The sequence below is a fragment of the Vineibacter terrae genome, assembly GCF_008039615.1.
Classification (GTDB): Bacteria; Pseudomonadota; Alphaproteobacteria; order Reyranellales; family Reyranellaceae; genus Vineibacter; species Vineibacter terrae.
Window position 1 is genome coordinate 214,865 of record NZ_VDUZ01000006.1, and the last position, 9,583, is coordinate 224,447.

The following is a 9,583-nucleotide window of genomic DNA, read 5'->3' on the forward strand; positions in this document are numbered from 1 at the left end:
CGGGCAGCGTCGACCCACGACCACGGGGGCCGCGAGGCCCCCGCTGCTTTTGGCACCCGCGCACGAGGCCCGGTCGGGCGGGTAATATTCAGGCGGCAGGCTCCTCGTCGGAAGCGTTTTCGCCATCGGCGTGGGCAATGGCAAGCGCGTCGGCCAGCCTGGTCCTGAACCGCACCCGCGGCGGTCGCACGCCGTGCATGAGCAAGGTGCGGCGCACGGCTGGCAAGGCCCCCGCGATGTACACGCGTGCGCCATGCCGGCCCACCTTGCGGACGAAGCCCTCGATCGTCGCCGCTGCCGTCGAGTCGATGACCGGCACCGCCGAGAAGTCGATCACGTAGGCGCGGGGATGCTCGCCGATCCTGTCGAGCGCTGCGGCGACGGTTGCGGCTGCTCCGAAGAAGAAGGCGCCCGAGATCCGGTAGACGATCACATCAGGATCGCTGGCCAAGGCCGCATCGTAGGGCTTTCGGCCGTTGCCGTTGGTGGTATCGGGCACATCCTGCTCGATCACGGGCCGTGGCGCCTCGACCTCCACCGCCCGCGCCATCCTGTGCATGAACAGCAGGGTGCCGATTCCGAATCCGACGAGGATCCCTTCCGTCAGATCGCGGAACACCACGAGCAGAAAGGTCGCGAGGAGCACGATGGCATCGCCGCGCGAGGCGCGCAGGAGTGTCGCGAACTCGTACTTCTCGGCCATGTTCCACGCGACCACCGCGAGCACGCCGGCAAGGGCGGAGAGGGGGATGTAGCTGGCGAGCGGCGCAGCCACGAGCATGAACAGGAGCAGGAACAGCGAGTGGAGCATGCCGGCGACAGGACCACGTGCGCCCGCGCGCACATTGGTCGCGGTTCGCGCGATGGTGCCCGTGACGCAAATACCCCCGAACAGCGCCGAGCCGATGTTGGCGGCACCCTGGGCGACCAGTTCCGCGTTGGAGCGGTGGCGCCGTCCGGTCATGCTGTCCGCGACGACCGCCGACAGCAGGCTCTCGATGCCGCCCAGAAGCGCGAACGACAGCGCCGCCGGCAGGACTTCCGTCAGCTTCTGCATGGACAGCGTCGGAAGGTGCGGCGCCGGAAGCGTCTCGGGAATGCCCCCAAACCGGGTGCCGATCGTCTCGACGGGTAGCGCGAGAAGCCATGCCAGAATGGAAGCTCCCGCAACGGCGATCAGGAAGGCCGGCCAGTGCGGCCTGAACCGCCGGATGGTGACGATCACCGCGATCGCGACAGCAGCGACGCAAGCGGCGGCGATGTTGAGCGTGGGCATGGCGCCGCCCAGCACGTGGAGCTTCGCAATCAATGGGCCCGGCTCCGCGCCTGGCAAGGTCAGGCCCAGCAGCTCCTTCAGCTGGCTCGCGAAGATGATGACCGCGATGCCGGACGTGAAGCCAACCGTGACGGGATAGGGGATGTACTTGATGAAGGTGCCGAGCCGCAGAAAGCCGACGGCCAGCAGGATCAGCCCTGACAGGAAGGTCGCAAGGATCAGTCCATCCACGCCGTGCTGCTGGGCCGTGGCCGCGACAAGCACGATGAAGGCGCCCGCCGGGCCGCCGATCTGGAACCGGCTGCCGCCGAGCGCCGAGACAATGAACCCGCCGATGATCGCCGTGTAGAGGCCTCGGTCCGGCGTGACGCCCGACGCGATGGCGATAGCCATCGAAAGCGGCAACGCCACGATCGCGACCGTCAGGCCGGCCACCATGTCGGCTTTCAGGTCGGCGAGGCGGTAACGCTCGCGCAGGATGGTGACGAGCTTGGGTGTATAGAGTTCAATGAAGGTTGGTTCGCGGGTTCTCGCAGTCATTGCTCTGCATTCTCCGAGGCCTGAGCAGCGGGATCATCGGCTGACCGGCCGAGCGGCGGATATCGCGGAGCGCTGTCAGGAGGAGTTGCCGTTCGTGACCCTGGCGTGCTTCAGGCGCACGCCCCGTCCTCCCTCCCGGCTGATCGCGTTCTCGCCGATGAGCTCGATCCCGGCGCGATCGAGGGCCTCGATGACCTTGGTCAGGGTGTCGACCACGCCACGCACGTTGCCCTCGCTTGCCTCCATCCGCTGAATGGTCGGCAGCGATACCCCGGAGAGCTCGGCCAATTGCCTCTGGTCGATGTCGAGCAGCGCCCGCGCCGCTCGCATCTGGACGCCCGTAATCATGTGGTTAGCCCCACCAGCTCACACACGGAACATCATAATTGATGTTTAAAAAATCAATTATGATAAATGAAGCATTAATTTGGCGATGCAGGCATGCCGCTGGCGCGCAGGCTCCGCGACTGCGCGACGTGACCTTTTCACATGCACCACGTCGACCGCCGGGAGGCGGGTGTCAGAGCCATTTGCGGCGGCGGAAGTACAGGAATGGCACCACGGCCGAGAGGATCATCAGCACGATCGCCAGAGGATAGCCCAGCGGCCATTTCAGCTCGGGCATGATCTCGAAGTTCATGCCGTAGATGCTGGCGACCAGGGTCGGCGGCAGGAAGGCCACGGCCGCGACCGAGAAGATCTTGATGATCTGGTTCTGCTCGATGTTGATCATGCCCAGGGTGGCATCGAGCAGGAAGTTCACGTTGGTGACGATGTAGGCGGCGTGGTCGGTCAGCGAACGCGTATCGCGCGCCAGCGTCTTGAGGTGCTCGCGGCCGGCCTTGTCGAGCGGTGGCTGGCGCGAGATCGTGAGGAAGCCGATCACCCGGCCCATGCCGACCAGGCTTTCGCGCGCCTTGTTGATGATGTCCTGCTGCCGGCCGATGCGCTGCAGCGTGCCGGCATATTCATGGGTCGGTGTCTGAATGCGGCCACCGGGATTGGCCCGCCCGAACACGTCCTTGGAAATGCGGTCGACCTCCACGCCGCAGCGTTCCAGGATGTCGGCGAGACGGTCGACCACGGCGTCGAGCAGGCCCAGCAGCACGGTCGCGCTCGACTGGCAGACCGCGGCCTGCTTCACCGCCTGGACCTGGAACATGGCGAAGGATTTCGGCTCGCCATAGCGGATGGTCACCAGCGTGCGCTCCCCGAGCACGAACGTGACGGGCGACATCTCGGGTGTCTCGGTCTCGGCATGCCACAGCAGGCTGGCGGTGGCGAAGGTGGCGCCGGAATCCTGGTAGAGCCGGCTCGAGGGCTCGATCTCCAGCATCTCCTCGTGTGTCGGCAGCTCGATCCCCAGCGTCTTCTCGACGAGCTGCACCTCCGCGCGCGTCGGCGACAGCAAATCGACCCAGACCGCATCGGCGGGCAGCACGGCGCCGTCTGCGTCGGCAGCGATGCCGACCATCTTGCGTTCGCCGGTGGAGAGGATTCTGATCATGCTGGCCTCCGCTCCGGCGGCATGATGCCGGCGCGCCGGAGGCAGCGACCTCAGCCGCGGGCCGTCCGATGGGGCGCGCTGGCGGCAAGCCGCCGGCTACTACTATGGCTGTCCATCGTTTCCCTGAAATGTCGACTGTCCGCGCGCTGGCGGGCGGCTCGGCCTATGCGCCGCCCGCCAGCCAAAGTCAACCCGATGTGCGGCCGCTGGGCCTGCCGCTCGTCAATGCCGACCTGATCGCGGGCGACCTCGACACGCCGGATGCGGCGCAGCGCGCCCGTCAGGCCGCGGCGCAGGCCGCTGCCGAGCGCCAGCTCCTGGTGACGCGCGGCGATGCCTTCTGCATGGAGACCGGTTCTCCGACCCGGTCGGCGCCAAGCTCGATTTCCTGCGCGATGCCCGGCGCGCCGGATACGAGGTCATCCTGATCTTCATCGGTCTGCAGAGCGCGGCGCTGTCGCTTGCCCGCGTCATCCAGCGCGTGGCGCAAGGCGGCCACGACGTGCCCGAGGCGCGCCTTGCGGCGCGCTATCCGCGCACGCTCGCCAACGCGCAGGCGGCGATCGGCTTCGTCGATATCGCGCTGCTGCTCGACAACAGCGATGTCGACGTGCCGTATCGGTTCGTGGGCGCTCTACGAGCGTGGCCGACGCCGCAAGAAGGCGTGCCGCCTGCCGGATTGGGCCCGTCCGATCGTGGGGTGACGCACCTCAGCCCTGCCGGGTCTTGGCGTAGTGCCGGTGCGCCTTGGCGCGATTGCCGCACATGCTCATCGAGCACCAGCGGCGGGTGCCGTTGCGGCTGTCGTCGACGAACAGGAACAGGCATTTGTCGTTGGCGCAGCGCCGCACGCGTGCCAGGCGTGTGTTGGTCAGCAGGTCGGCGGCCGACCACAGCACCGGCGCCAGCAGATCGGTGACGGCCGGCCGCAGGCGCGGCACCTGCCAGGCATAGCCCGTGTCGGTGTGGCGCAGATGCGCGCGCGACGGCGTGCGGGCGAGCGCGCGGTTCAGGGTGTCGAGGTCGGCCTCCGACGGCTGCGCCGCCTGGCTCGTGGCGCTGAAGATGCGATACAACGCCTCGCGCAGGGCCAGGGCCTCGGCAAAGGCGCCGTCGGCCTGGCGCGGCCGTTCGCGCCACCAGGCGGCGAGCGCCGCCGTCGCATCCGCAGCCACGATCTGCTTCGAGCCGTGCCATGCCAGCACGTCGTCGAACGTGCGCAGCTCCTCGGTGGCGGGCTCGGTGCCCCGCCAATAGCGGGTGTTGGCGTAATCGAGGCAGAGATCGGCGCGGGCCGGCAGCAGCGTCGGGCGATCGAGGGCGGAAGCAACCATGATGATCCCAGATACTAACCGGGCACCTGGTTGACAAGGCCGGAGGCTTTCTATAACTACTTAACCGGTTTGATGGTTATAATTGAGGAGGAAGCCTTGATCGACCACATCTCGATTGGCGTGAGCGACATCGCCCGCACGCGGCGCTTCTACGACGCGGCGCTGACACCGCTGGGCTACAAGTGCCTCAGCGCCGGCGAGGGCTCGCTGGGCTACGGCGCCGACGGTGTCGTGCTCTGGATCAGCGCCACGGACCATCCCGTGCCGGCCGACGAGCGCTCGGGCCTGCATATCTGCTTCACGGCCGCCGACCGCGGGGGCGTCGATGCCTTCCATGCCGCTGCGGTGAAGAAGGGCGGCCGTGACAACGGCAAGCCCGGCATCCGCAAGGATTACGGTGACAGCTACTACGCCGCCTTCGTCGTCGACCCGGACGGCTATCGCATCGAGGCCTATTGCGGGAAGGCGGCGTAGGGCGCGCGGCGGCGGCCGCTCAGCTGGTCAGGCGGTGGAGAAGCTTCACCGCCTGCATGCCGAGCTGCCGCACGTCGCCCATCAGGAAGCTGATCTCGAAGGTGAAGACGAAGGCGCCGGCATAGAACAGCCCGGGCAGGCGGACCGACAGCTTCAATATCCATCGGGTGAGGTTCTGCACGGGCAACCTGAGGTAGATGAACGCCACGACGATGCCGATGATGGCGCCGGCGATCACATCGCTCGTGTAGTGGAAGCCGAGATAGAGCCGCGGCAGGCAGATCACGATCGCAACCCAGGCGAACGCCAGGCTGGCCAGCCGGCCGGAGACCGGCACCAGCGCCGCGGCCATGGCGAAGAACATCGTCGCGTGATCGCTGGGAAACGAGCTCCAGTCGTGCAGGACGTCGTGTGTGACATGGGCGGCCAACGCCAGCGCCAGCGTCGGATCGTCCAGCGGCCGCAGTCGCGATGGCATGCCGAGCTGCAGGATCCGCGCCGTCGCGATGGCGAGCAGGGCGATGATCATCAGGTTCACGACATGGGGCCGCGCCGCGCCGCCGCGATGGAACCACAAGAACCAGGCCGCAGCCATGAACGGCACGCCCTTCAGCAGGTTCATGTCGGCGGTGTAGAAGACGAGCAGGTCGAAGATCGGCGACTGCCCGACGAGCTGGTTGAGGGCCAGGGTGATGGAGCGATCGAGAGCCGTGATGGTCGATCCGACGTCGGCAATGGTCATGGAACCATCATAGAATCGTAACAACGCCGACTGCATGACGGTGCTCCGGTGGCCACTGATTGGTCACGCCCTGGTAACAGGCATGAGGAAACCGCGCGGCCCCCTCTTGTTGCTGCGGCCGATCGGTCCGATCATGACCGGCGCACAACAGGCCGGAGACCAGCGATGACGGACACCACGACGGACGAACACCGGCCGCTGGGCACGCACGGGCTGGCGGCGCCGGCGATCGGGCTGGGCTGCATGCCGCTGTCGGGCGTCTACGGCACGGCCGACGACGCGGCGTCGCAGGACCTCATCCGCCGCGCCATCGACCTGGGCGTGACCCATCTCGACAGCGCCGACATGTATGGCTGGGGGCACAACGAGACGCTGGTGGGCGGCGCCATCAAGGGGCGGCGTGACAAGGTCGTGCTGGCCACCAAGTTCGGCCAGGTCAGGCGCGAGGGCGGCGCCAACGGCGTGAACGGCCATCCCGACTACGTCGCCCAGGCCTGCGACGCCAGCCTGCAGCGGCTGGGCGTCGACGTGATCGACCTGTACTACCAGCACCGCGTCGACCCCGCAGTGCCGATCGAGGACACGGTCGGCGCCATGGCCCGCCTCGTGGCCCAGGGCAAGGTGCGCTACCTCGGCCTGTCCGAGGCGCGGCCGCAGACCATCCGCCGCGCCCATGCCGTGCACCCGATCGCGGCGGTGCAGACGGAGTACTCGGTGCTCTACCGTGCCGAGGCTGAGGAGACACGCCAGACGACGCGCGCGCTGGGCATCGGCTTCGTCGCCTATTCGCCGCTGGGCCGCGGCTTCCTCACCGGCACGATCACCGAGCTGGCGCAGGTCGACGGCCGCCGCGCCGCGCATCCGCGCTTCCAGGCCGAGAATTTCGCGCAGAACCGCGCCCTGGTGGCGCGCTTCGAGGCGCTGGCCGCGGACAAGGGCTGCACGCCGGCGCAGCTCGCGCTCGCCTGGGTGCTGGCCCAGGGCAGCGACGTCGTGGCCATCCCCGGCACGCGCTCGCAGCAGCGGCTGGAGGAGAACCTGGGCGCCCTGCGCGTGACGCTCTCGTCCGACGATCTGTCCTGCATCGCCGAAGCCATTCCGCGCGGCGCCGTCGCCGGCACGCGCTACCCGGCGGCGGCGATGGACGCGGTGTACCGGTAGGACACGCCTCACTTGTCCGTCACACGTGCAGGGCTTCGCCCAGCACGCGCAGCGCGGTCTCGTGGAAGGCCTCGCCCAGGGTGGGATGGGCGTGGATGGTGCCGGCGATGTCCTCCAGGCGCGCGCCCATCTCCAGCGCCAGGCTGAAGGCCGACGACAGCTCCGACACGCCGGCACCGACGGCGGCGATGCCGAGGATGACATGGTTGTCGGCGCGCGCCACCACGCGCACGAAGCCGTCCTCGGATGCCAAGGTCATGGCCCGCCCGTTGGCCTGGAACGGGAACGTCGCGGTCTGCACCGTGTGTCCGGCGGCGCGCGCCTCGTCGGGCGACAGGCCCACGGTCACCACCTCGGGATCGGTGAAGCACACGGCCGGGATCGCGACCTTGTCGAAGACGCGGCGCTGGCCGGCGATGATCTCGGCCACCATGGCGCCCTGGGCCATGGCGCGATGCGCCAGCATCGGCTCGCCGGTGAGGTCGCCGATCGCCCACACGTTGCGCATCGAGGTGGCGCAGCGCTCGTCGATGCGCACGGCGGGCCCGTTCATGGTGAGGTCGAGCTGGTCGAGCCCGACATCGGCCGTGCGCGGCCGCCGTCCGACGGCGACCAGGAACCAATCAGCTTCGACGGCGCGGGCAGCGGCGCCCGCCGGCTCGACGCGCAGCGCCGCGCCGTCCGGCGTCAGGCCGGTGGCCCGCGCGCGCGTCAGCACCTCGACACCCAGCGCCTGCAGGCGGCGCGCGACGGGACGCGCCAGCTCGGCGTCGTAGGCCGGCAGGATGCGCTCCTCGGCCTCGATCACCGTCACCTCGGCCCCGAGCTTGGCGTAGGCGGTGCCGAGCTCGAGCCCGATATAGCCGGCGCCGATCACGGCCAGACGCCGCGGCACCGACGGCAGCGACAGCGCCTCGGTCGAGGAGATCACCCGGCCGCCGAACGGCAGCGCCGGCAGGGCCGCCGGCTGCGAGCCGGTGGCCAGCACGACATGCTCGGCGCGGATCACCTGCGGGCCGGTGTCGGACTCCACGCGGCACGTCTTGCCGTCGAGCATCGCGGCGCGGCCGCGCACGGCCTTCACCTTGTGGCGCTTCAGCAGCGCCCCGACGCCGCCCTTCAGCTTGCCGACGATGCCGTCCTTCCATTCGACGGTGCGCGCGAGGTCGATGCTGGGATGCTCGACCCGGATGCCGAACGGCGCCGCGACCGACTGCGCCACGGCGTGGCCGTAGGCGTCGGCGGCATGGATCAGGGCCTTGGAGGGGATGCAGCCGACATTGAGGCAGGTGCCGCCCAGCGCCTGCTCCTCGACCAGCATGACGTCGAGCCCGAGCTGGCCGGCGCGGATGGCGCAGACATAGCCGCCCGGCCCGCCGCCGATCACCAGCACCTTGACGCTTATCTCGCGCATTTCATGGCCTCATGAAGATCTCTTCCCTTCCCCATGCCAGTGGGGAAGGTGCCCGAAGGGCGGATGGGGAGCGCTCGTGGTGCCTCCGGGGAGAGACCACGTCGGCTCCCCTCCGTCCCTTCGGGCCACCTCCCCACTGCGTGGGGAGGACAAGGTGATCATTCTCTCCACCGTCCTACCCCTCGATGAAGATGGCGGCGGGCGCCTCGAGCAGCGCCTTGATGCGCTGGATGAAGCGGGCCGCGTCGTAGCCGTCGACGATGCGGTGATCGAACGAGGAGGAGAGGTTCATCATCTTGCGCGGCACGAACTGGCCGCCCTGCCATACCGGCCGCACCGCCAGCTTGTTGATGCCGATGATCGCCACCTCCGGCCGATTGAGCACCGGCGTGCTCACGATGCCGCCCAGAGCGCCCAGGCTGGTGATGGTGATGGTCGAGCCGGCGAGCTCCTCGCGCGTGGCGCGGCCCTCGCGCGCGGCCTGCGCCAGGCGCTGCGCCTCGGCGGCGCAATCCCACAGGGTGCGGGCCTCGCAGTGGCGCGCCACCGGCACCATCAGGCCGTTGGGCGTCTGCGTGGCGATGCCGATATGCACGCCGCCGAAGCGCTCGACGATGTCGGCCTCGTCGTCGTAGAGCGCGTTCATCTGCGGGAAGTCGGCCACGGCCTTGACCACCGCCTGCATCAGGAACGGCAGCAGGGTCAGCCGCGGCCGCTCGGGCCGTGCCTCGGCGTTGAGCGCCGCGCGCAGGTCCTCCAGCGCCGTGGCGTCGACCTCCTCGACATAGGCGAAATGCGCCGCGCGGCGCTTGGCGTCGGCCATCTTCTGCGCGATGCGCCGGCGCAGCCCGATCACCTTGATGGTCTCGACCGCGATGTTGGCGGTGCGTGCCGCCGGCGCCGGGGCTGTGGCGCCGCCGCGCAGGAAGGCGTCGAGGTCGTCGTGCTGGATGCGGCCGGCCGGCCCGCTGCCGCGCACCTGCCGCAGATCGACGCCGGCTTCGCGCGCGCGCCCATGTCGCAGCCGGCGAGGCCGACGCGCGTGAACAGGAAGGCGGTCTTGGCCTCGGGCGTGGCGATGCGGATGTCGGATGCCATGACGATGATGGCGCCGGCGCCGACGGCGATCCCGTCG

The 9,583-nt window shown here is 69.1% G+C and carries 10 protein-coding genes and 1 pseudogene; 3 read left to right on the forward strand and 8 right to left on the reverse strand.

Annotated features, from left to right (window positions below):
• Window positions 1-88 precede the first annotated feature (88 nt).
• The 3 genes from FHP25_RS07720 to corA all read right to left on the reverse strand — a co-directional run bounded on the left by FHP25_RS07720 (window position 89) and on the right by corA (window position 3,323).
• Window positions 89-1,816 carry a SulP family inorganic anion transporter gene (locus tag FHP25_RS07720; protein WP_147846338.1) on the reverse strand — a complete coding sequence of 576 codons (1,728 nt, stop codon included), beginning with the start codon at window positions 1,814-1,816 and terminating at the stop codon, window positions 89-91.
• 75 nt (window positions 1,817-1,891) lie between these two features.
• Window positions 1,892-2,164 (reverse strand): helix-turn-helix domain-containing protein, encoded by a 273-nt coding sequence (locus FHP25_RS07725; RefSeq protein ID WP_147846339.1) that lies wholly within the window; start codon window positions 2,162-2,164, stop codon window positions 1,892-1,894.
• Between the two features lie 172 nt (window positions 2,165-2,336).
• The gene (corA, locus tag FHP25_RS07730) at window positions 2,337-3,323 is read right to left on the reverse strand and encodes a magnesium/cobalt transporter CorA (protein ID WP_147846340.1); all 987 of its coding nucleotides are present in this window, start codon (window positions 3,321-3,323) and stop codon (window positions 2,337-2,339) included.
• A gap of 104 nt (window positions 3,324-3,427) precedes the next feature.
• Here corA and FHP25_RS07735 point away from each other — a divergent pair, with 104 nt between their 5' ends.
• The gene (locus tag FHP25_RS07735; RefSeq protein ID WP_178133366.1) at window positions 3,428-3,751 is read left to right on the forward strand and encodes a hypothetical protein; all 324 of its coding nucleotides are present in this window, start codon (window positions 3,428-3,430) and stop codon (window positions 3,749-3,751) included.
• A gap of 282 nt (window positions 3,752-4,033) precedes the next feature.
• On the opposite strand, the gene FHP25_RS07740 is transcribed toward FHP25_RS07735, so the two are convergent.
• Window positions 4,034-4,657, reverse strand: a complete 624-nt coding sequence (locus tag FHP25_RS07740; RefSeq protein WP_147846342.1) for a CGNR zinc finger domain-containing protein — start codon at window positions 4,655-4,657, stop codon at window positions 4,034-4,036.
• A gap of 96 nt (window positions 4,658-4,753) precedes the next feature.
• Between FHP25_RS07740 and FHP25_RS07745 the strand changes: the two genes are divergently transcribed.
• Window positions 4,754-5,131: a VOC family protein gene (locus tag FHP25_RS07745; protein WP_147846343.1), complete on the forward strand. Its 378-nt coding sequence runs from the start codon at window positions 4,754-4,756 to the stop codon at window positions 5,129-5,131.
• Between the two features lie 19 nt (window positions 5,132-5,150).
• On the opposite strand, the gene FHP25_RS07750 is transcribed toward FHP25_RS07745, so the two are convergent.
• A complete protein-coding gene (locus FHP25_RS07750) occupies window positions 5,151-5,873 on the reverse strand; it encodes a phosphatase PAP2 family protein (protein WP_178133367.1) in 723 nt (240 codons plus the stop codon).
• Between the two features lie 165 nt (window positions 5,874-6,038).
• Between FHP25_RS07750 and FHP25_RS07755 the strand changes: the two genes are divergently transcribed.
• Window positions 6,039-7,034 (forward strand): aldo/keto reductase, encoded by a 996-nt coding sequence (locus FHP25_RS07755; protein WP_147846345.1) that lies wholly within the window; start codon window positions 6,039-6,041, stop codon window positions 7,032-7,034.
• Window positions 7,035-7,053: 19 nt separating this feature from the next.
• Here the strand turns inward: FHP25_RS07755 and lpdA are convergent, their stop codons facing one another.
• From lpdA to FHP25_RS41780, 3 genes and pseudogenes are all read right to left on the reverse strand, one after another.
• On the reverse strand, window positions 7,054-8,448 hold the full coding sequence (gene lpdA / locus FHP25_RS07760) for a dihydrolipoyl dehydrogenase (protein WP_147846346.1): 1,395 nt from the start codon (window positions 8,446-8,448) through the stop codon (window positions 7,054-7,056).
• Window positions 8,449-8,623: 175 nt separating this feature from the next.
• Complete coding sequence (locus FHP25_RS07765; protein ID WP_218578250.1) at window positions 8,624-9,427, reverse strand: dihydrolipoamide acetyltransferase family protein; 804 nt, start codon at window positions 9,425-9,427, stop codon at window positions 8,624-8,626.
• Window positions 9,415-9,583, reverse strand: a pseudogene (locus tag FHP25_RS41780) (enoyl-CoA hydratase family protein); the annotation flags it as partial. The pseudogene FHP25_RS41780 and the gene FHP25_RS07765, both read right to left, overlap by 13 nt.

Coding starts and splice junctions, on each gene's coding strand:
- FHP25_RS07740 (WP_147846342.1), bottom strand. CDS start 4,657: ATGGTTGCTTCCGCCCTCGATCGCCCGACGCTGCTGCCGGCCCGCGCC.
- FHP25_RS07735 (WP_178133366.1), top strand. CDS start 3,428: ATGGCTGTCCATCGTTTCCCTGAAATGTCGACTGTCCGCGCGCTGGCG.
- corA (WP_147846340.1), bottom strand. CDS start 3,323: ATGATCAGAATCCTCTCCACCGGCGAACGCAAGATGGTCGGCATCGCT.
- FHP25_RS07750 (WP_178133367.1), bottom strand. CDS start 5,873: ATGACCATTGCCGACGTCGGATCGACCATCACGGCTCTCGATCGCTCC.
- FHP25_RS07755 (WP_147846345.1), top strand. CDS start 6,039: ATGACGGACACCACGACGGACGAACACCGGCCGCTGGGCACGCACGGG.
- FHP25_RS07725 (WP_147846339.1), bottom strand. CDS start 2,164: ATGATTACGGGCGTCCAGATGCGAGCGGCGCGGGCGCTGCTCGACATC.
- lpdA (WP_147846346.1), bottom strand. CDS start 8,448: ATGCGCGAGATAAGCGTCAAGGTGCTGGTGATCGGCGGCGGGCCGGGC.
- FHP25_RS07720 (WP_147846338.1), bottom strand. CDS start 1,816: ATGACTGCGAGAACCCGCGAACCAACCTTCATTGAACTCTATACACCC.